This is a genomic window from Sphingopyxis sp. GW821-FHT02C12, assembly GCF_059421785.1.
Genome location: NZ_JBWKVQ010000001.1, coordinates 1,976,158 through 1,996,705 on the forward strand (window position 1 = coordinate 1,976,158; position 20,548 = coordinate 1,996,705).

General features: G+C 65.9%; 21 protein-coding genes and 1 pseudogene. 11 read left to right on the plus strand and 11 right to left on the minus strand.

What is annotated here, in order from left to right; all coding sequences use genetic code 11:
• Nucleotides 1–39 precede the first annotated feature (39 nt).
• The gene (locus AC07U1_RS09460; RefSeq protein WP_443028031.1) at nucleotides 40–120 is read left to right on the plus strand and encodes a hypothetical protein; all 81 of its coding nucleotides are present in this window, start codon (nucleotides 40–42) and stop codon (nucleotides 118–120) included.
• Here the strand turns inward: AC07U1_RS09460 and AC07U1_RS09465 are convergent.
• From AC07U1_RS09465 to AC07U1_RS09475, 3 genes and pseudogenes are all read right to left on the minus strand, one after another.
• Nucleotides 112–1,764: pseudogene (locus tag AC07U1_RS09465) on the minus strand (N-acyl-D-amino-acid deacylase family protein); the annotation flags it as partial. The gene AC07U1_RS09460 and the pseudogene AC07U1_RS09465 overlap by 9 nt on opposite strands.
• A gap of 190 nt (nucleotides 1,765–1,954) precedes the next feature.
• Nucleotides 1,955–2,434 carry a MarR family winged helix-turn-helix transcriptional regulator gene (locus AC07U1_RS09470; protein WP_495176703.1) on the minus strand — a complete coding sequence of 160 codons (480 nt, stop codon included), beginning with the start codon at nucleotides 2,432–2,434 and terminating at the stop codon, nucleotides 1,955–1,957.
• Nucleotides 2,435–2,447: 13 nt separating this feature from the next.
• A complete protein-coding gene (locus AC07U1_RS09475) occupies nucleotides 2,448–3,695 on the minus strand; it encodes an acyl-CoA dehydrogenase family protein (protein WP_495176702.1) in 1,248 nt (415 codons plus the stop codon).
• Between the two features lie 82 nt (nucleotides 3,696–3,777).
• On the opposite strand from AC07U1_RS09475, the gene AC07U1_RS09480 reads away from it, so the two are divergent.
• Nucleotides 3,778–4,773, plus strand: coding sequence for a flavin reductase (locus AC07U1_RS09480; RefSeq protein WP_495176701.1), 996 nt, complete (start codon nucleotides 3,778–3,780; stop codon nucleotides 4,771–4,773).
• Here the strand turns inward: AC07U1_RS09480 and AC07U1_RS09485 are convergent.
• Nucleotides 4,767–6,155: a sulfatase-like hydrolase/transferase gene (locus AC07U1_RS09485; protein WP_495176700.1), complete on the minus strand. Its 1,389-nt coding sequence runs from the start codon at nucleotides 6,153–6,155 to the stop codon at nucleotides 4,767–4,769. The genes AC07U1_RS09480 and AC07U1_RS09485 overlap by 7 nt on opposite strands.
• Before the next feature lie 256 nt (nucleotides 6,156–6,411).
• Here AC07U1_RS09485 and AC07U1_RS09490 point away from each other — a divergent pair, with 256 nt between their 5' ends.
• Both AC07U1_RS09490 and AC07U1_RS09495 read left to right on the plus strand, forming a co-directional pair.
• Nucleotides 6,412–8,598, plus strand: a complete 2,187-nt coding sequence (locus AC07U1_RS09490; RefSeq protein WP_495176699.1) for a TonB-dependent receptor — start codon at nucleotides 6,412–6,414, stop codon at nucleotides 8,596–8,598.
• A 65-nt stretch (nucleotides 8,599–8,663) separates the two neighbouring features.
• Nucleotides 8,664–8,930 (plus strand): type I restriction enzyme endonuclease domain-containing protein, encoded by a 267-nt coding sequence (locus AC07U1_RS09495; RefSeq protein WP_495176698.1) that lies wholly within the window; start codon nucleotides 8,664–8,666, stop codon nucleotides 8,928–8,930.
• On the opposite strand, the gene AC07U1_RS09500 is transcribed toward AC07U1_RS09495, so the two are convergent.
• The 6 genes from AC07U1_RS09500 to AC07U1_RS09525 all read right to left on the minus strand — a co-directional run bounded on the left by AC07U1_RS09500 (nucleotide 8,899) and on the right by AC07U1_RS09525 (nucleotide 14,896).
• Complete coding sequence (locus tag AC07U1_RS09500) at nucleotides 8,899–9,237, minus strand: hypothetical protein (protein ID WP_056346042.1); 339 nt, start codon at nucleotides 9,235–9,237, stop codon at nucleotides 8,899–8,901. The two genes, AC07U1_RS09495 and AC07U1_RS09500, sit on opposite strands and share 32 nt — an antisense overlap.
• Before the next feature lie 150 nt (nucleotides 9,238–9,387).
• On the minus strand, nucleotides 9,388–10,161 hold the full coding sequence (locus tag AC07U1_RS09505) for a hypothetical protein (protein ID WP_495176697.1): 774 nt from the start codon (nucleotides 10,159–10,161) through the stop codon (nucleotides 9,388–9,390).
• A 120-nt stretch (nucleotides 10,162–10,281) separates the two neighbouring features.
• Complete coding sequence (locus tag AC07U1_RS09510; protein ID WP_495197686.1) at nucleotides 10,282–10,962, minus strand: DUF6445 family protein; 681 nt, start codon at nucleotides 10,960–10,962, stop codon at nucleotides 10,282–10,284.
• Complete coding sequence (locus AC07U1_RS09515; protein WP_495176695.1) at nucleotides 10,959–13,271, minus strand: hypothetical protein; 2,313 nt, start codon at nucleotides 13,269–13,271, stop codon at nucleotides 10,959–10,961. The genes AC07U1_RS09510 and AC07U1_RS09515 overlap by 4 nt, the downstream gene beginning before the upstream one ends.
• 3 nt (nucleotides 13,272–13,274) lie before the next feature.
• Nucleotides 13,275–14,186 carry a hypothetical protein gene (locus AC07U1_RS09520; RefSeq protein ID WP_492736971.1) on the minus strand — a complete coding sequence of 304 codons (912 nt, stop codon included), beginning with the start codon at nucleotides 14,184–14,186 and terminating at the stop codon, nucleotides 13,275–13,277.
• Between the two features lie 44 nt (nucleotides 14,187–14,230).
• Complete coding sequence (locus AC07U1_RS09525) at nucleotides 14,231–14,896, minus strand: TetR/AcrR family transcriptional regulator (protein ID WP_495176694.1); 666 nt, start codon at nucleotides 14,894–14,896, stop codon at nucleotides 14,231–14,233.
• Nucleotides 14,897–15,032: 136 nt separating this feature from the next.
• On the opposite strand from AC07U1_RS09525, the gene AC07U1_RS09530 reads away from it, so the two are divergent.
• The 7 genes from AC07U1_RS09530 to AC07U1_RS09560 all read left to right on the plus strand — a co-directional run bounded on the left by AC07U1_RS09530 (nucleotide 15,033) and on the right by AC07U1_RS09560 (nucleotide 19,589).
• The gene (locus tag AC07U1_RS09530; RefSeq protein WP_495176693.1) at nucleotides 15,033–15,755 is read left to right on the plus strand and encodes a sterol desaturase family protein; all 723 of its coding nucleotides are present in this window, start codon (nucleotides 15,033–15,035) and stop codon (nucleotides 15,753–15,755) included.
• 23 nt (nucleotides 15,756–15,778) lie between these two features.
• Nucleotides 15,779–16,201 (plus strand): hypothetical protein, encoded by a 423-nt coding sequence (locus tag AC07U1_RS09535; protein WP_495176692.1) that lies wholly within the window; start codon nucleotides 15,779–15,781, stop codon nucleotides 16,199–16,201.
• A gap of 34 nt (nucleotides 16,202–16,235) precedes the next feature.
• Nucleotides 16,236–16,571, plus strand: coding sequence for a hypothetical protein (locus AC07U1_RS09540; RefSeq protein WP_495176691.1), 336 nt, complete (start codon nucleotides 16,236–16,238; stop codon nucleotides 16,569–16,571).
• Nucleotides 16,572–17,033 (plus strand): hypothetical protein, encoded by a 462-nt coding sequence (locus AC07U1_RS09545; protein WP_495176690.1) that lies wholly within the window; start codon nucleotides 16,572–16,574, stop codon nucleotides 17,031–17,033.
• A 110-nt stretch (nucleotides 17,034–17,143) separates the two neighbouring features.
• Nucleotides 17,144–17,707, plus strand: coding sequence for an alkyl hydroperoxide reductase subunit C (ahpC, locus tag AC07U1_RS09550; RefSeq protein WP_056346058.1), 564 nt, complete (start codon nucleotides 17,144–17,146; stop codon nucleotides 17,705–17,707).
• Nucleotides 17,708–17,787: 80 nt separating this feature from the next.
• Entirely contained in the window at nucleotides 17,788–19,371 is a 1,584-nt protein-coding gene (gene ahpF, locus AC07U1_RS09555) for an alkyl hydroperoxide reductase subunit F (RefSeq protein WP_495176689.1), read from the plus strand.
• An 89-nt stretch (nucleotides 19,372–19,460) separates the two neighbouring features.
• A complete protein-coding gene (locus AC07U1_RS09560; RefSeq protein ID WP_495176688.1) occupies nucleotides 19,461–19,589 on the plus strand; it encodes a hypothetical protein in 129 nt (42 codons plus the stop codon).
• Here the strand turns inward: AC07U1_RS09560 and AC07U1_RS09565 are convergent.
• Nucleotides 19,586–20,485, minus strand: a complete 900-nt coding sequence (locus tag AC07U1_RS09565; RefSeq protein WP_495176687.1) for an AraC family transcriptional regulator — start codon at nucleotides 20,483–20,485, stop codon at nucleotides 19,586–19,588. The genes AC07U1_RS09560 and AC07U1_RS09565 overlap by 4 nt on opposite strands.
• Nucleotides 20,486–20,548: the final 63 nt, after the last annotated feature.

The following is a 20,548-nucleotide window of genomic DNA, read 5'->3' on the forward strand; positions in this document are numbered from 1 at the left end:
GGGTCGGCGTGGCTATTCGGCCGCGACCGCCCATTCGTCTTGCTCTTCGCCGCCGATCAGCCGTCCAGGCACCGAACCCGTTGGCTTGCCGTCGATAAAGGTCGTTTCCCCGTTCACTAGGACGCGGCTGTATCCGCCGGCGTCGACGAGGCGGCGCCAGTCGCCGCCGGGAAGGTCGTGGACGATCCGGTGCCGGCTGCGGTCGAGGTGCAGCGCGTCCAGATCATAAATGATGATGTCGGCATGATGGCCGGGCAGGATCGCGCCGCGCCCCTCGATCCCGAGCATCCGGGCGATCTTGAAGCTGAGCTGATAATGCGCCTCCTCGAGGCTCATCACCTTCTGTTCGCGCACCGTGCGGATCAGGAAGTCGGTACCATAGCATCCGCTGGAAAAGGCCTTGGTATGCGCACCCCCGTCCGAAACGCCGCAGGCGACCGCCGGATGCGCCAGCAGCCGGGCGCCGAGCGAGGCGTCGGTCGCCGAATAGGGAAGCGACTTGATCTGGAGCTCGAGGCTCGACCGCAGCGCGAGGTCGCACAGCGTCTCGACGACCGATTGGCCGCGCTCTGCGGCGATGCTCGCGAGGTCGCGGTTCAGATAGGGCTGCAAGTCGGGCGCATCGCCGACTTCGATGACGATCTGCCCTTCGAAGCCGCCGGCGCCATTCGACGGGCCGTTCTGCGCATAATCCTCGGCGAACTTACGGACGAAATTCTCGTCGGCGAGCAGCGCGCGGATGTCGTCGTCGGTCTGAGCGGCGATCAGGCGGCGAACCCCCCATAGCTGGCCGGCCGCCGTGTCGAGATCGCGAATACCCGCTTCGACCCAACCCGCATAGAGAAGGGTCGCGCCGCAGATGTCGAGCCCCTCACCGCGCAGCTTGTCGAGCCAGGCAAGGTCGGCATCGATGATCTCGGGCATGCCGTCGATCGCGAGGAAGATGTTGTGGATGATCCTTACGCCGCTGCCCTTGGCCATGCGGGCGACCTTTTCGGTCAGCCCCGGATTGCCGAAGCCGCCGATCTGCGCGAGCAACTGGATGATGCCTTCGCCGCGGTCGGCGAGCGCGCGGCAGATTTCGACGACATCGTCGTCGTGCATCGCGTCGGTCGGCATCGCCGTGCCGTCGAAGTCGAGGTGCGAATTGCCGTCGAGGCCCATGATCGACATCGAGATGCCGATCGCGCCGACGTCCATCGCCTCGTTGATCAGGCGGTGCATCTCGGCGATCTCTGCCGCCGTTGGACGCCGGCTTTTCGCGGCGTCGATGCCCATGACATAGATCAGCAGCGGGTTGAGCGGTAGATAGGTCATGATGTTCACGCTCTTCGGCAGCGCGCGCATCGTTTCGAGAAATTCGGGAAAGCTCTCCCAATTCCAGGGCAGCGCCAGCCGCTGCTGCTCGACCGGAATCTGCTCGGTCGTCGAGAGCATCAACATGGTGCGCTCGCGGTCGGCGGCGCGGACCGGTGCGATGCTGAAGCCGCAATTGGCGTTCAGGATCGAGGTCACACCCTGCTCGCCCGAGTCCATGCACGACGGGCTCCAGAAGACCGCGGCGTCATAATGGGCGTGCTGCGTGATATGGCCCGGCGCGACGATCTTGCCGGCGGCGTCGATCACTTCGTCGGCGATGGCCGCGGACAGGTTGCCGATCTTGGCGACGCGCCCCGCGATGATGCCGACATCGCCGCTGCGCTCGGGAGCGCCGGTGCCGTCGATGATGCGGCCGTTGCGAATTACGCAGTCGAATTTTTGCATGTCACTCTCCCGGGCAGGCCCCCTCTGCGGGCGCTCTTACCGTCTTCGAAGATAGATCATATAACGATCGATGTCACGTGTCAAACGAAGAGCGTCGGGCGCAGGACTAGGTCTCCCGGCGCGGTTTTCCGGGTTGCAGGGATAAGTCGTGGGTGGCGCCGGGTGCCAAAGTCGGGGACGTGGCGGAGCGCTATGTCGACGTGCGTCCTGAGATCCTCTGGGATTCGTCGTGCAGATTCTGCGTCACACGCCCCAGCAGCTCGACCAGCGTCCGGATTTCACAGGGAGACAAGCCGCGGCTTGCGACCCGGTCGATCTCACCCGCGACGTCGCCGAGCGCGAGCGCGACCGCGTAGCCGCGCTCGGTCGCAAAAACGAGCGTTTCGCGGCGATTGCTGCGGTTGACCCTTCGGTCGAGCAGGCCAAGCACTTCGAGTCGCCGCACCGCGACGGTGACGGTGGCCTCGGATATTCCGAGCCGGGCGCCCAGGACATGCTGGGCCAGGCCGTTTTCGGCCGAGAGATTGCAGAGCAGGCTCAATTGGCCGGCGGCCAGGCCATGGCGGGCAATCCGCCGATCGACCGCCATCGAAAAGCGGCGGAACGCGATGCGGGCGAGATAGCCGATGCTGTCGTCGAGGCCCCAGAACTCGCGTCGCGACGCGGCCATCCGCCGGGCCTCCTTAGAGGAGCAGCGAGTTTGGCGGCAGCCCGACCAGCGCGCGACCATGGAGTTCGGTCGCGACATCGAGGTCGTAGACGATGTGGCTCTGCATCACCTGGACGTCGCGGAGCAGGCGCTGCATCGGATTGTCGAGCGCGTGGACGCTCGACCCGACCGCTTCGCAGCAGGTCCGCACCGCCTCGACACATTGCTGGACGGCGATCGCGATTTCGGCGCGCAGGCGTATCCGCTCGGTCGTCTGTTCGGGCTCGTCGATTTCGCCAAGCAACAGATTTTCGCGCGCCGCGGCGCGGATCGTGCGCTCGGCCGAGCGCGCGAGCAGGTCGGCGCGGGCGAGGCGCATTTGTCCTGCCGGCTTTTCGACACTCGTGCTCGTACTGCCGAGCTTGACGTGCTGCCCGAGCCGCTCGCGGCACAGCTGCACCGCCTGCCGCGCGGCACCCAGGGCCGGGATGGCGGCGGTAACGCAAAGATTGGGCAGCATCGGCGATCCGTAGAGGCCGGGGCCATGGACCGCGCGGCCGTTGCCGCGCCCCGAGCGCACCGGCTGCACCGCGAACTGATAGGCTTCGGGAATAAAGACGTCCTCGACGAGGATATCGTTGCTGCCGGTCGCCGCCATGCCCGCCATCCGCCAGGTGTCGAGCACGGTGACCTCCTCGGCGCGGAGCAGCATCATGCGGACGACCGGCGGCCCGCCCTCGACGGGCTCGAGCGCGTTGAGCATGATCCAGTCGGCGTGCATCACGACGGTGCCCCATTTCCAGCGCCCGCTCAGGCGAAAGCCGCCGTCGACGGGGGTGGCGATTCCGGGCGGCGAGGCCGCGCTCGGGGCGATGACATAGGGGGTGCGGCCCCAGACTTCGGCCTGCGTCGCCTCGGGCATCTGCGCGATCAGCCAATTATGTTCGGCGGCGAAGCAGGCGGTCCAGCCGGTCGAGGGACAGGCTTCGGCGATCGGCAGCGTCGCGCTGATATAGGTGTCGGGGTCATATTCGAGCCCGCCGAAGCGGCGCGGCACATAGAGGTAGAAATAGCCGCTTTTGCGAAGCGCGGCCCACACCTCGTCGTCGGGGCGGCGCTCGCGTTCGGCCGCTGCGGCGCGCTCGGCGACGAGCGGCTTGAGCGCTTGCATCCGGGCGACAAGAGCTTCGGGGGTGATCGCGTCGATCTCGTCGCGCGAGAGGAAATCGTCGCCGGCGGGAATCCGGCGGTCGGCGAGGCGTTCGGGCATCATCATCTCCATCCTGTTTGTCCCGGCATAGGGCGAAGGCGGGAATAATGTCAACTAGGTTGACTAAAATCGTTCAAGCGCGCATGGCGGGGGGATGACAGATCAGGCCGATATCTCGCCCGCCGCCGGCTTGCGCGCCGCGCTGCGCACGCTGGTGCGTCCCGTCGCGGTGGTGACCGCCGCGCATGCGGGGCAGCGCTACGCGATGGCGGCGACCGCCTTTTGCGAGGTCAGCATGGACCCGCCGTCGATGCTCGTCTGCATCAACCGCGCCAATGCGACCCATGCTGCGGTCGCGGCGGGGGCCGATCTTTGCCTCAACCTGCTCGCTGCGGACCAGGCGCCTATATCGCAGCGCTGCGGCGGCGGCGTTGCCGCCGAAGAGCGTTTCGCGGTCGGCGACTGGCGGATCGTGGCCGAGGGGCCGCCGCGGCTGGCCGACGCCTGCGCCAGCATCGTGTTGCGTCCCGCGTCGATCGTCGACCATGCGACCCATGCGGTGGTGATCGGCGAAGTCGTCGACGTGTGGCAGCGCGGCCTGTTGTCGCCGTTGGGGTTCCACGACGGCGCCTATCTCTTCCCGCTCGCGCAGGCGGCGATCAATTTGGTTGCGCAATCGGCGCGGCTGGGCGAAGCGGGCGCGATGCAGGACGGCTATCTGATGCTCGACGTGATGCGCGCCTTCTACTGGTTCGACGAGGGTCTCCAGTCGGCGCTGCGCGCGCGGGGCTGGGAGGCCGTGTCGCGCTCGCAGTCGATGACCTTCGCCAATATCGCGCTCGGGGTGCGCCGCCCCGCCGACCTCGCTCGCAACCTCGGCATCACGCGCCAGGGGGTCAGCAAGATGCTGCAGGAGATGGTCGAGCGCGACTGGATCGTGATCGAGCCCGACCCGACCGACAAGCGCGCGTCGATCGTCGCCTTCAGCGAAAAATCGCGGCAGCTGCGCGCCGACGCGCTCGAGATATTGGGCAAGATCGACGCGGCGCTCGGCGAGCGGATCGGCAGCAAGGCGCTCGACGCGCTGCGCACCACGCTGGCGCGCGACTGGGGTCCGCCCCCCCAGATCCCCGAGCCCGCCGCTCAATAACCCGCGAGGTGGCCGTTGCCGCGCAGCTCGTAGCTGAACGTCGACGGCAGATAGGGCAGCATGTCGCGGTCCCATGCCGCGAATGCACTTTTGAGCCGGTCGAAGGCCTCGGGCTGCACGGTCTTCAGATTCGCGACCTCGCGCGGGTCGGCGTCGATGTCGAACAGGAACTCGTGCCCGCTCATCGCCAGATATTTGAGCTTACCCTCGATCGCCGCGCGCTGGTCCTGCGCCTTGTGGCGCCAGAAGAGTTGGCGCGGCGACCCCGTCGTCCCGTCGAGAAGCTGAGGCAGGAGGTTGCGGCCGTCGAGCGCCGGCCAGTCCTTTTCTGCCACCCCCGCCGCCGCGAGCAGGGTCGGAACCCAGTCCATCGTGATCTGGACGAGGTCGCTGCGCGTGCCGGCCTTCACGCGTCCCGGCCAGCGCATCAGCGTCGGCACGCGAATGCCGCCCTCGAGCAATTCGCCCTTCATCCCGCGTAGCGGCCAGACCTTCGAGAAACGCTCGCCGCCATTGTCGCTGGTGAAGATCACGATCGTGTTGTCGGCCTGGCCATTGGCCTTGAGCGCCGCGAGCAATTGCCCGGCCCCGCGATCGAGGCTTTCGACCATCGCGGCGTAGACGGCGTTGCTGCCGCCGTCATAGTGAAACGAATCGCGGATCGTCTTAGCCACCTCCTCGTCGGCGGGCCCCTCCCACGGCCAGTGCGGCGCGGTGTAATGCGCGCTGAGCAGAAAGGGGCGCCCCGCCTCCTTGAAGCGGCCGAGTTCGGCGACGCAGCGTTCGGTGATCAGGTCGGTGAGATAGCCGCTGCGGCGGATCTCGGTCTCATTCTCCCACAGGTCGTGGCGGAAATTGCCGCGAATCGTCATGCCATGCTCGAAATAATCGGCGCCGCCCTGATAGATGCCGAAGAAACGGTCGTAGCCGCTCTTGCGCGGGCCATGGTCGGGAAGGCCGCCGAGGTGCCATTTGCCGACGAGCGAGGTGTCATAGCCCGCGCGCTTCAACAGGTCGGGCAGGGTGACCACCTCGTCGCCAAGTCCGAGTTCGGGGTGGACGCCGAGCGGTTCGTCGAGCCCCGCCGGAAAGCGATATTGATAGCGGCCGGTCATCAGCGCCAGCCGGGTCGGTGAACAGACGCTGCTGTTCGAATAGGAGCGATGCAGCGCGACGCCGCCGGCCGCGAGTGCGTCGAGCGCGGGGGTCGCGATATCGTCGCGGCCGAAACAGCCGAGGTCGGCAAAGCCGAGATCGTCGGCGAGGATGAAGACGATATTGGGGGCCGTGGCCGCCGCCGGACGGGCGGCCGCCGGCGCACCGAGCAAACCGGTGATCGCCGATGCCGCACCTGCCTTCACCAAGGTCCGCCTGCTCAACATGATGCCATCCTCTCTCTTATTTCCCGCCGCGATATCGACCGGTTTTGATCCGTGCGATCCGATTTTTCTGCGTCGCTTCCGGCGAAGCGATCGAAAGGAAATCGCGGCGTTTTTTGGCTCTTTCGCAGTCCGGCCATGCTCTCTCAGATCGAAAATTATGTCAACCTACTTTACAATATATGCTTAGAACACTAAACGAATGGTCGACGCAACGGACCGCACCGGCAAAATCAGGGCGGCCAGAGGGAGAGAGTGGATGACGGCCAAGGCAGCGCAATTTCGTTCGGTCCGCCTGTGCTTGCTGGCGTCGGCGGGGGCGATGTTTTTCGCGGTCCCGGCGCTGGCGCAGCAGGCCGACGACACCGCCGCGTCGGACGACAGCCATATCATCGTGGTGACCGCGCAGAAGCGCGAACAGGATGTGCAGGACGTGCCCATCTCGCTGACCGTGGTCGGCGGCGAGCAGCTCAGCGAGCTCGGCATCAAGGACTTCAACGAACTCGATCGCTACGTCCCCAATTTCTATGTCCAGACCACGCCGGGCAATAACGCCTTCTACATTCGCGGGATCGGCTCGACCCCGGGCAATCTGGCGTTCGAACAGACCGTCGGCCTGTTCGTCGACGGCATCTATGGCGGCCATGCGCGCCAGTTCCAGGCGCCCTTCCTCGACGTCGAACGGATCGAGATATTGCGCGGGCCGCAGGGCGCGCTCGTCGGCAAGAATACCAGCGCTGGCGCGATCAGCGTCGTCAGCGCGCGGCCGACGCGCGATTTCCGCGCGACGCTCGAGGGTAGCTATGAATTCGAACTCGGCGGGACGCGGCTGTTCGGCATGGTGTCGGGGCCGGTGTCCGACGCGGTCAGCGTGCGCGTCGCGGCGCAATATGAAGACAGCGACGGTTATATCGAAAACACATTGCTTGGCGGCAACGAAACCAAGCGCGAAAGCCTCTTCGGCCGCGCCTCGGTCCTGATCGATCCGGGCAATGGCGCCGACCTGTTGATCCGCGTCGAGGGGGGCAAGGTCGACCTGACGGGTACCGCCGTCGAACGTTTCCTGACCGCGAACGATCCCGACCGCGAACGCCAGACCGGCGGCTTCCCCGGCTTTATGGACAAGGATTTCGACAACACCGACAATCTCAACGCCAGCGCGACCGCCAATATCGACATCGGCGACCATGTGCTGACCTCGGTCACCGGCTTCTCCTCCTATGATTTCGAGAAGAAGGTCGATGCCGATTTCGGGCCGAACCCGTCCTTCGCATCGAGCTTTGCCGAGAAGTTCAGCCAGATGTCGCAGGAAATCCGCCTCGCCTCGCCGACGACGGGCCGCATCGAATATATCCTCGGCGGCTATTTCCATGTGAACGACTATGACCTGTTCCAGACCACGCTGATCCGCTTCGGGCCGTTCAACGGGCGCTCCGACCGCAGTTTTCGGCAGGAGAATGTCGCGCTTTCGGGCTTCGGCAGCGCGACCTGGCACGTCGCCGACAGCCTGCGCCTGATCGGCAGCCTGCGTTACACCTATGACCGCAAGACCGCCGACCAGACGCGCGTCAACACGGGGGTTGTCCAGCCGACCTGGCTCGCGACCCCGCTGTCGGGGCATCGCGTCGAGCGCGAATGGGACCCTTCGGTCGCGCTGCAATGGGACGCGACCCCCGACGCGATGCTCTACGCCTCCTATGGCCAGGGCTCGAAGGCCGGCGGCTTCATCGGCGCGCAGGCGACGACGACGCAGGCGCAGTTCGAGATAGAGCCCGAGGCGGCCGAGACCTTCGAAGTCGGGGCGAAGCTCGCGCTCTTCGATCGCCGCCTGCGCTTCAACATCGCCGCGTTCCGGACCGATTTCACCAATTTGCAGGTCTCCTCCTTCGACGCGGTGAGCAACAGCTTCATCACCACCAATGCCGGCGAGGCGCGCAGCCAGGGGGTCGAGAGTGATTTCAGCTGGCAGATCGCCGACGGTGTGTCGCTCAACGGCTCGCTTGCCTATCTCGATGCCAAATTCATCGAATTCCCCGGCGCGCCGTGCCCGTTCACCAACCCGACCTGCGTGCTGGCGAACAACAATGCCGCCGGACGACCGCTGCCCCGCTCGCCCAAATGGAGCGGGACGCTGTTCGCCGATATTGCGGTGCCGGTTAGCGATTCGGTCGATTTCGTCGCCAACGGCGGCATGACCTATCGCAGCAGCGCGTTCCTCGAAGAAAGCTATAATCCGGCGGCGGCGCAGGACAGCTATGCCAAATTCGACCTTCGGCTCGGTATTCGCGCGTCGAACAAGAAATGGGAACTCGCGATCGTGGGCAAGAATCTGACCGACGAACTGACCGCGAGCCACGCCTTCAACACGCCGCTCGCCGCCGGGGTCATCTCGAAGTTCATCCAGCCGCCGCGCACGATCGCAGTGCAGGCGAAGTGGCAATATTGATTGGCCTTGGCTACTGTCCGTCAACGCGGTGCGGGGTTACATCCAATTCCGACTTCCTTCCTGCCATGGCCGCTGAAGAGTTAGCCTTTTGCGATGCCTTGGCAGAGAATGGATCAGCCGGAGACTTGATGGAGCGCGAAACGCTCCGCACCCTCGCTCAACTGTTGGTCAAGACAATCCGCAGCACGGTGACTGTCAATTGGACGCAGAAAGAAAGTGTCCGCGCAAAAAGGCGGATTGAGCTTCGAAAGCTGCCGGTGCGTTATGGCTATCCGCCCGATTTGCAGAAGGCCCGTCCGATCAACGTTGTTTCTTGGCCGTGGTCGCGGTGAAATCGGGATCTTTTTTCGCCACCCAATCGACAAATTTGCGCACATTGGGGTGGGCCAGGAGGCCCTCCACATCCATCCCGTAGCGCTGCAGCTCGGAATTCGTGAAATTGGCGATCAGCGTCTGCTGGCAAATCGAATGCATGGGAACAACATCGCGGCCGCCCCGGCTTTTGGGGACGGGATGGTGCCAGACGATGGTTTTGCCGGTGGGGCGGCCGCAGAGCCAGCAGGACGGTATCGTCGCCGGCGGTGTCTCCTCGCGGTGCAGGTCTCCATAGGGATCATGTTTCGAATGTCTGCGGGCCATGGGTCTACCTGAAGGATCTGAATTTGCGCCGCACACCTATCCCGATGCGATGCGCATTGCCACAGGCGTATCTCCGGCCTGGCCGTTCACCGGAATGTCATCGCTATGGGGTCGGCAGATGATCAAAGGCGTGACGCACCGCCGTCGCTCCTAACGCCGTCCGTTGCTGTAATCGATTCGGATCCTGACCCAACTGCCCACCATGGGCTGTCCACCGCGCCGCGGAGCCCGCACCCGGAACTGCCACGCAGCAGCGAGCACCGCGCGATTGATCTGCGATCCGGTCGGATATTCGTCGAGCCCGACGCAATCCTCGACACGATAATCCGGCGCCGTGCGGCAGGCGATCAGCCCCCAGCCGGGGCCGCTGGCGGTGGACAAATAGCCGCGCAACTCGTCATTGCTCGGCTCGCGATACCAGGCAGCGGCATAGAGCGGCTCGCCATTGGGCGCCGTTCCCACCCGCGCCGTGTCGCTGGACGAGGACGAGCCTCCCTTGTTGGGCGGCCCATAGACAGCCCCGCCGGGAGGACGAACGCCGATCCGGGGAACCGTCGGCAAGGGTGGCGGTTCGGACGGCGGCGCCATGGTCGGCGCGGTCCTCGGTTCGACGGCTGTCGGGGGTAAGGGTTTGGCCGGTTCGGCAGGCGTCGGCTGCGGCGGCACGGGCTTGTCGTCGGCCTGCTTGCTCTTCGGGCTACTTGGTTCGGGTGCTTCCTCCGCGATCTCGTTGTCCGGGAGGTTGACCACGCTGACATATTCTTCCTTCTTCTTCGGCGGCTGGTCGCGGCCAAAGGAGAGCAGCATGAGCAGCAGAAGCCCCGTGATCGATACGGTCAGGCTTATGGCAAGCGCACGGCGTCCCCGCCCGATGCTGAGCTGCTTGGCATAGGGCGTGGCTGGAACAGGGCTCAGTGGACGCAATCTTTGGTCGCGGCGACCGCTGGTCGAGGGGGCGGGGGCTGCATCCGCGCGGAATAGTGGGGCGCCGGGCCTTTGACAAGGGTGAGCGCCGGCCGATGAACCCCATGGCGGCCGGGCCGCTCAGCCGATCGACAGGAACGCCGTGATCGTCAGTCGCCCTTGGCGCGGATCGGGCGACAGCGCGGCCTCGGGCGAAATCGCGCCGCTGTGGAGGTTGCTGCTGCGATAGAGCAGTGCGCGGTTGTAGCGCGCCTCGGCGACATGGGCCTGGGCGAACAGCGCCGTGTCGCCCGCGACATAGGCGGCCGGCGGCGGGCCGCGATGGCGCAGTTCGGTGTCGAGCTGGCGGAAATAAAGCGCGCGCCGCTCCTCGGTCACCGTCTCGAACCCGGTCGAACGGTGGCGGAAAAAGGCGGTGCCGTCGCCGCCTTCCGGGGACAGATAATGGATGAAGGCGATGCGGTCGGGGGTGAAGGCGTCGACATGCGGCAGGCGCTGCGCGATGGCGAGGGCTGCCGGCGGCGTGGTGACGATCGAGAAACTCGCGTCGATGATCGTGACCGGTCCGGTGCGGCCAAAGGCGTGCGCCGCCGCCGCGGCGATCGCGGGCAGCGCCGTGTCGAAATATCCGGCCGGCAGCGCGGCGCGGATGCCCGGATAATGATGGAGCGCGGGTTCGAACGCGGCGGTGGCAGCGAATCCGCGCAGGGCGTCGGGGTCGGGCGCGAAATCGTCGAGGATGCAGAGCGGCTGCGCCTCGTCGCCGATCGTCTCGATCCGGACCGGCATCGCCGCCATCATCGGCGCGGCGGGCGGAGCCGCGCCAGCCGCGCCGCGATCCAGTCGCCGAGCCGCGTGCCGCGCAGCCGCGTCCAAAGGACGTCGAAGGCGATATAGAGAAGCGCGAAGATAAAGAGGATCAGCGCATAGGCCATGACCGTCTCGGTCGCGTGCATGATCTGCGGTCCCGTCAGCTCGACGCCGGGCAGCCCCAGATAGTCGAGCGTGACGGGTTTCGAATCGGCGGTGGCGCTGGTGCCGCCGACGGCGGTGTCGCCGATCCAGTAGATCATCTGCCCGGCGCCGAAGACCCCGGTGCCGCCGAGCAGGATGTTGAACTGGGTCTCGCGCCGGGCTGCCGCGCGGTCGGCGTCGGCCTGGTGGCGTCGCTGCAGATCGCTGGCATGATCCTCGAGGCTCGCTACCGCGAGCGTCAGCGCGTCCTTCTTGCGCTTGGTGCCGCGCAGTTCCTCCAGCTTGGTGAAGACGTCGCGCTCGGTGTCGTAGCGAAAGGGGTTGGCATAACGGAAGCGCTCATACTCCCTATACTCGGCGAGCTTGGCCTGGTTGATCGCGGTTTCGGCCTTGTCGAAATCGTCATGACCGGTCAGCTGCTCGCGTTCGTTCAGCCGCGCGACCGCCTCGCTCGGCGGCGCGGGCGCTGGTCGCCGACGCTTGTCGGCCTGCCATTCGCCGTTGGCGACATGCCACTCGATGCGCTCGATCCGTGCCATGCTTTTCGCTTCATGCTCGCGCGCGAGGAACTCGTTGTGCAGCGACATCGCGTGGATCAGGAACGCATAGGGGCAGGTGCCGATATAGTCGTTGCCCGTCTCGAGGCTGCGGCTGCGCGGCACATAGCTGATCATCGCGCGGTGGTTGGCATATCGGACGAAGAAGCGCTCGTCGGACTGTTCGCTGCTGTCGGGATAGATGGGGTCGATGCTGTCGAGGATCTCCGACGTGTCCTGGTTCATGAAATCGATGATATTCTGGTTGAACCCGGCGAGGAACAGATAGTCGAGGCAATCGGTCCGGCCGGCTTCGAAGGCCGGAATCCTGGGCATCGGGGTGACCGATGCGACCTGGCCGGTCGCATCATATTCCGCCCATTCGGCGCCGTCGGCACGGATCGCTTCGGCCAGCGCGCCGACGCTCGCAAAGGCGCCGCCGCCGACGGCCCGCAAGTTCGGGCGGGCGCCGCCGATCCAGTCCGCATAGTCGGGCCGCGCCTTCACCCAGTCCCAGAATGTCGTGTCGAGCTGGACGACGCCCTTGCCCTTCGACGCCTTGTCGACGCGCTCGGCGAGCTCGTCCTGATAGGGCTGGTAACAGGGTTCCTGCACCATCGCCTTGCGCGCCGCGCTCTCCCCCGACGCGGGATCGAGCGGCATCAGCCGTTTGAAGAAGCGCTCGTCGTGTATCAGGAACATGAAACGCGACTTGGGGACCTTCAGCCCCGGCACCTCGATGAACGGCACCTTGTCGATCAGAACCGCGTCGAGGTCGGCCATCGGCGTCGTGCCGGTGACCTTGGCCAGGCGTTGGAACAGCCGTGCGCCGTCGCGCAGCAATTGTTCGCGGACAAAGGGCCAGAACCGCTCGGCCTTGCCGCGGCCGCCGCGGACCGTGATGTCGTCGAGCGGCGCGATCCCCAGCTTGTCGTCGAACACCGACGCCTCGCCGCCGTGGCGCGCGTCGAGTTCGAACTCCTTGGGCGCCGCAAGCTTTTGCAGCAGCGACAGGAAATAATAGGTCGCGGGATCATAGCCGCCTTCGTCGCCGGGCGCGGCGAGCGAGGCATAATGGTGGCTGAAGCTCAGATGATAGCTCAGCCCGCCATTGTTGTGCGCCAGCCAGAAGCGGCGAAAGCGCACCGCCCGATCGTCCTTCAGCCCCGGCGGCGCGGCGCGATAGGTCAGCCCTTCGGTCGACCATTCGATCGCGGGCGGCAGTTTGAAGATCAGCCGTTCGTGACGGCGGATCGCCCTGTCGGCCGCCTTGCGCCGCGCGCGCTCGCCCGCCGGGGTGGCGGGATAGTCGCCCGCGGGCGCATCGATCGCGGCGATCAGATGCTCCTGCACCTCGCCCTGCACCTCCCGGTCGGCGATGTCGTTGAACAGCGGGTCGATCGCGTTGCGCAACATCACCGACGGCAGGTGGTCGCGCTGGACCACGCCGAACTGGCCGTGCGCGACGGGCCTGCCTTTTTGCCCGACCGCCTCGGCGACGCGGTCGGGATCGATATAGAGCGACAGCGTCCAATAGAGCGTGCCTGACTTCGCGCTTTCAAAGCCCTGCGCATCGTCCCAGTCGCCCCGCACCGCCATCGGCTACCCCCCCCTCTCGTCCGCCGCGGCCGCCGCGAGCGCGCGGAAGCCGTCATGGCCCGCGGTCTGCCGCCCGGCGCGCAGCCAGGCGATCGCGGGTTCCATCGGCAGCAGCGCCACCGGGGCGGCCCGCGATGCCAGCGCCGCGAGCTGCGCCGCCGCCACCCCGCCCGGCGCCTCGTCCGCCCCCTTGCGCACCGAAATGCCGAAAAAGCTCTCGAGATGGTCGTGGAGCAGCCCCGCATCGACCGCATCGCCCGGATAGTCGACCGCCGCGTAAATCAGCCCGTCGTCGGCCTGCTGCCCCGCCGACAGCGCCGGCTGGATATAGGGAAAGTCGACGATCCGCGTGCCGACCCGCGCCCAGATCGCGAGCCGGTCGACCTGGTCGGTGCCCGAATGCGCGGTGTCGGCGGCATATTCCTCGGCGGTCAGCCGCAACGGGTCATTCTGTTCGATGAAGACCGCCGGCGCGGGTCCGGCAGGATCGAGCCCGAGCGCGATGAGCGCGAGCGTGCGCACCGCGCCGAGGATGACGCGCAGCATCCCGCGCCCGCGCGCCGCCTCCTCGACATAGACATAGTTGAGCGCGACCGCTGCCGGGGGCAACGCGGCCCCGCGGTCGATCGCGGTCGCAAGGAAGTTCGCGCCGCCGAGCAACGTTCCACCTTCATCCTCGAAGATCGCGACCAGCTCGCTGTGGGTGCGGCCATAGGCGTGGCGATGGCTGCCATTGAGCGCGAGGCACGCCGCGAACCCATCGAGTTCCTCGCGCTCGTCGGGCAGCACGAAGGCGCGGTCGTAACCCGAAAAGAAGCGCGCCAGCACCGGCGATGCCGGGTCGTCCGACGCGGTGACGCGCACCCCGCCCGGCAAATCCAGCCTTATCAATCGATTGTCCGCCCCGCCCGTCATGCGCAAATCTTGCCATGCGGCCGGTCGCGCCGCAAGGCGCCGCTTCAGGTCACCCCATAGGCCGCCTGCACCATCGACCGGAACAGACGCAGCTGGCGCCCCATCAGCCGGTGGTCGCCGAGTGCACGGGTCAGCACGATCGATCCTTCGATCACCGCGCTGAAACTGTCGGCGATCGTGTCGAGGTCGATCGGTGCGACGGGGCGATGACGTTCGCCGATCGCGATGAACCAGATGCGGAACCGCGCACGCCAGCGCATCGCCGCTTCGAACAGCAACGCGCGCACCTCGCGGTCGAACGCCTGCTCCTGATAGATGATCGCTGCGACAAGGCAGCCCGGATGCACCTCCTCCATCTCGTCCATCATGTCGGCATAGAGGTCGAGGAAGATCAGGAAGCGCTGCATCGGGTCTTCGGCCAAGTCGTGCGCGCGGTCGGTCAGCACGTCCATCGCGGCGTCGTCCTCCTCCAGGAAACGCTGCAGCAATTGCCGGGCAAGGTCGCCTTTGTCGCGAAAATGATAGAAGAAACCGCCCTTGGTGATGCCCGCAGCCTCGACCAGTTCGTCGATCGAGGTCGCGGCAAAGCCTTTGGTCAATATCGCGTCGTTGGCGGCGTCGAGCAGCCGCTCGCGCGTCCGCTTGCCCTTCGCCAGCGGCGCCGGGGACGCATCCGCCGCGGCGGACCCTCCACTATCCAATCCCTCCATCGCCGACGCCCCTTCGTCCTTGCCGGAATTTCCAGCATTTCTGCGGGAAAATAAAAGCGACCGCAAGTATACTATCGCCGTCCCGGACGATGCCATAGCAAGGCCGGACCAAAGCCAGCAGCCAGGGGGCACCGCGATGTTCGGCATCTATCATGTAATCGCGCTGTCGATGTTCGGGGTCTTCGCCGCGCTCGACCTGTTGTTTCGCGCGCGGAATTTCCCCGACGTGCCGCTGTGGCGCGCAAAGGGCCTCGTCTTCACCGCGCTCTATTTCGGCGTCACCACCTATTCGCCTTTGCTCTGGGATACGACGCTCGGGCAATATCAGCTGGTCGACGGGTCGCGCTGGCCCTTCTGGGCGCAGGTCGCGATCGGTTTCTTTGTCTATGAATTCCTGATCTATGCCTGGCACCGGACGATGCACAAGGTCCAGCCGCTGTGGCGCTGGCTGCATCAGATGCACCACAGCGCCGAACGCGTCGACATCTGGGGCACTTTCTATTTCCACCCGTTCGACATGATCGGCTGGGCGCTCGTCGGCAGCTGCGCGCTGGTGCTCGGCATCGGCCTGACGGCGGAGGCGGCGCTGGTGGTGTCGGTCGTCGCGACCTTCTGCACCATCTTCCAGCACGCCAATGTCCGCACCCCGCACTGGCTCGGCTATCTGGTCACGCGTCCCGAAAGCCATTCGGTGCATCACGAACGCGGGCTGCACGCCTATAATTATGGCGACATCCCGATCTTCGACATCCTGCTCGGCACCTTTCGCAACCCGCGCGAATGGCATGGCGAGGCGGGCTTTTTCGACGGCTCGTCGCGGCAGATGGGCAAGATGCTGGTCGGCAAGGAAATCGCGTGAGGAACAACAGGGGAGACAGGGGCATGAAAACAGGGATGATGATCGCGCTGCTCGCGGTCGGGCTGGCCGGCTGCGGCGAATCGGCCGAGCAGAAGGCGGAAAAGGCCAAGGCCGCGTCGGCCGAGATCGACACCGCGGGTTATGACATCGCGGTCCGCTGCCAGGCCAGTTTCGACGCGGTGGCGCGGCTCTACAAAGTGTTGTCCGAGCAGGGCGGCGACGCGGAGATGGCGGCCACCGCGACCCAGCGCGCAGCGGCGGCCGAGGCCTATCGCGGCATCGCCCGCAATGTCGGGGGGAATATCGGTCACAAGCCCGAAAAGGTCGACGCTGCGATCAAGGCGGCCGCCGACGCGGTCGACGCCGAGTTCCAGAAACGGCCGTTCGAGGATTTCGCGGTCTGGGCCGGGCAGGAGGCCGATCGCTGCCCGCCGCCCTCGGCCTAGGCGAGCGCGCTTCGACGACACGAAAGGAAAGATCATGGCCCACGACCTGCGCCCCGGCGAACAGGCGATCGACAGCTGGACGCTTTTCTATCACCCGCCCGGCGGCGGCAAATATAATGGCAAGCTGACGGTGACGAACCAGCGCCTGCTTTACGATGCGAAGCTGGAGGCGAGCCTGATCGGCGTGCTGACGAACCATGTCGTCGCGGGTCAACTGGCGATCGAAAAGGACGCGATCACCGAGATCGAGGTCCAGCGCAAATTGTTCAGCAAGAAAGCGACGGTGACCCTCACCGACGGTAGCCGGCACATCTTCGACTATGGCGCGCTGAACATCGACAAATGCGTCGCGGCGATGGAGGCACGTTGAATGGTCCGCGGCGTGGCGGTGGCGGCGAAGACGGCCGTCGTCCTGATCGCCTGGCTCGTCGTCATCGATATCGTCGGGGTGATCGTCTGCACCCTGTTCGACATCGCGCCGCTGCGCGCCAACAGCGGGCTGCTGCCCTATGCGATCTGGTTCGTCCTCGGGCTTTTCTGCGGCCTGTTCGCCTATCAGAGTGCGGGGGTATGGGCCTTCGCCGACCGCGACGGCGAATGGAGCGACCAGCCCGGGGCGTTTCGCGCCGGCAATATCATCGTCGCGACGGGCGCGGTGCTGGTCGGCCTGTTGCTGTTGTTTTTCCGGCATATTTACTGGAGCAGGGGCGTCGCGGGCGAATATTATGTACCCGACAGCGCACCGCATTCGATCCTGTTCGGGCTGTGTGTGCTGGCGGCGATGGCGGGCACGCACTTCCTGTTGCTGCCGACGCCGGGGCAGGAATCCTGATGTTGCGCCATTGATCGATATTTCCGATTAAAGCGCCGGACTTTTTCACTTTCCGCACTGCAACAAACATGGCTAGGGGAGGGCTCCAACAACAAAAGGAAGCTCTCCCAATGTCCGTTCTGAACACGACCATCAAACCCTTCAACGCGACCGCTTACAAGGACGGCAAGTTCGTCGACGTCAGCGACGAGAGCGTCAAGGGCAAGTGGGCGGTCTTCTTCTTCTACCCGGCCGACTTCACCTTCGTCTGCCCGACCGAACTCGAAGACCTCGCCGACATCTACCCGACGCTGCAGAAGATGGACGTCGAGGTTTATGCCGTGTCGACCGACACCCATTTCAGCCACAAGGCTTGGCACGACACCTCGCCGGCGATCGGCAAGATCAATTATTACATGGTCGGCGACCAGAACCACGTGATCTCGAACAATTTCGAAGTTCTGCGTCCGGGCGTCGGTCTTGCCGACCGCGGCACCTTCGTGCTCGACCCCAATGGCGAAATCCAGTTGCTCGAAATCACCCCCGAGGGTGTGGGCCGCAATGCCGCCGAACTGCTCCGCAAGATCAAGGCGCTGCAGTATTGGGTCAGCCACCCGGGCGAAGTCTGCCCCGCGAAGTGGGAAGAAGGCGCCGAAACCCTCGCGCCCTCGCTCGACCTCGTCGGCAAGATCTAAGCCGACCGCATAATGCCGGAGGGGCGGCGGCATGATCGCCGCCCCACGGTTTCTCTCCCCCTCTCGCAGGAACGCTCCCCATGCTTGACGCCAATCTGAAGCAGCAGCTTCAAGGCCTCCTCACGAATCTTCGTGAACCGATCGAACTGATCTCGTCGCTCGGCGACGATGCCAAGTCGGCCGAGCTGGCGACCCTGCTCGACGACATCGCCGCGCTCTCGGACAAGATCGGCGTGACCCGGGCCGACGACGACGCGCGCCGGCCCAGCTTCCTCATCCGCCGCACCAGCGATGCCGCGGTCGCCGTGCGCTTTGCCGGCATCCCGATGGGGCATGAATTCACCTCGCTCGTCCTCGCTTTGCTCCAGGTCGGCGGCCATCCGCCGAAGGTCGCGCTCGAGGTGATCGAGCAAGTCGCCGCGCTCGATGGCGACTATCATTTCGAAACCTATTTCTCGCTGTCGTGTCAGAATTGCCCCGACATCGTGCAGGCGCTCAACCTGATGTCGGTCGTCAACCCGCGCATCACCCACACCGCGATCGACGGCGGGCTGTTCCAGGCCGAGGTCGAGGAGCGCAAGATCATGGCGGTGCCGACGATCTTCCTCAATGGAGAGATATTCGGACAGGGCCGCATGGAGCTCGAACAGATCATCGCCAAGCTCGACAGCGGCGCCGAGGCGAAGGCGGCAGAAAAAATTGCGGCCAAGGACGCGTTCGACGTGCTCGTCGTCGGCGGCGGCCCCGCCGGCGCCGCGGCGGCGATCTACGCCGCGCGCAAGGGTATCCGCACCGGCATAGCCGCCGAACGCTTCGGCGGGCAGGTGCTCGACACGATGGCGATCGAGAATTTCATCTCGGTCCAGCACACCGAAGGGCCGAAGCTCGTCGCGCAGCTCGAGAGCCATGTGAAGGACTATGACGTCGACGTCATGAACCTGCAGCGCGCCGAGAAACTGATCCCCGCAAATACGCCCGGTGGGCTGCACGAGGTCAAGCTCGCGAGCGGCGCGTCGCTGAAGGCGCGCACCGTGATCCTGTCGACCGGCGCGCGCTGGCGCCAGATCGGCGTCCCCGGTGAAGAGCAATATCGCAACAAGGGTGTGGCCTATTGCCCGCATTGCGACGGCCCGCTCTACAAGGGCAAGCGCGTCGCGGTGATTGGCGGCGGCAACAGCGGTGTCGAGGCGGCAATCGACCTCGCAGGGCTCGTCGCGCATGTCACGCTGATCGAATATGACAGCCAGCTGCGCGCCGACGCGGTGCTCCAGCGCAAACTGGCGAGCCTGCCCAACGTCCGGATCATCACCTCGGCGCTGACCACCGAAGTGCTCGGCGACGGCGAGAAGGTGACGGGGCTCAGCTACAAGGATCGGGGCAAGGACGATCTGCATCAGGTCGAACTCGAAGGCATCTTCGTCCAGATCGGCCTTGTCCCCAACACCGAATGGCTGAAGGAAGCCGTCGCCCTGTCGCGCCACGGCGAGATCGAGGTCGACCATCGCGGCGAAACCAGCCAGGCGGGCATCTTCGCCGCGGGCGACTGCACGACGGTGCCGTACAAGCAGATCGTCATCGCGATGGGCGAGGGTTCGAAGGCGGCGCTGTCGGCGTTCGACTATATGATCCGCCTGCCCGCCGAGGAAGAAGCTGAAGCGGCCTGATTTTTCGTCACCCCGGACTTGATCCGGGGTCCCGCTTTCGACCAAGATGAGCGGGACCCCGGGTCGAGCCCGGGGTGATGAGGTTGCATATGCCCGAACCGAAAAAAACGCCCGCACCGATCCCGCTCTGCCGCTTCGAGGAACTGGCGCAGCGCGAGAACCGGCTGCGCGACGAGGCATCGCGCAAGCGCAAAAAGCCGGATTCCAAACCCGCCTAGCCCGCCGCCATCGCAAAGCGCTTCGGCGGTACCCCGACGTGCCGCGCGAACGCCGTGCTGAACGCACTCGCCGACCCGTAACCGACGCGTTCGGCAATCTCCTCGATCCGCCCCGCGCCGCGGCGCAGCATGTCCTTGGCGAGGCTCATCCGCCAGCCCTGCACATATTCCATCGGCGGCACCCCGACGATCCGCGCGAAGCGGTCGAAAAAGGCCGAGCGCGACAGCGCCGCCTCCTTGGCGAGCGCCGCGACCGTCCAGCCCCGCCCGGGCTCGTCATGGATGCGGCGGATCGCGCCCGCGAGCCGCGCGTCGGCCAGCCCGCGCAGCAGCCCCGGCGGCGCCTCCTCGCCGCCGACCGCGCGCAGCGCCTCGACCAGCAAGATCTCGACCAGCCGCGCGAGCAGCAGGTCGCGCCCCGGTCGCTCGGCGGCGGTCTCCTCGCGCAGCATCGCGACCAGCGCCGCCAGCCGCGCGGCGCCGCGCAGGTGGATCATCGCGGGCAATTGCGACACCAGCAGTCCGGCGTCGGGCGAGGCGAAGGCGAAATAGCCGCCGATCATCCGGACGTCGGGCGGGCCGTCGGGGGTCCCGTGGCGCACCTCGCCGCTCGTTCCCGCCGTCGCATGCGGGTCAAGCGCGACAGGCTCGGCGGTCTCGAACCCCGACAGGACAAATCCCGGCGTCGCGGGCAGCAGGATGAAGTCCCCCGCCTCGAGCGTCACCGCCGCCTGTCCGTCGACCGCGAGCCGGCACGATCCCTCGAGGATGGTGCAGAAGCCCGGATGCCCGAAATCCGAATAGCGCACCGCCCAGGCCCCGGCGCCGCTGATCCCCTTCGAGAAAATGGTGCTGGGGCGCAGCAGCGCGATGACGTCGGAGAGCGGATCGAGCATATCAGGACTATCTATAATGAAATATGGATTTCATATTATAGATAGTCCTAATGGGGCCGGCTA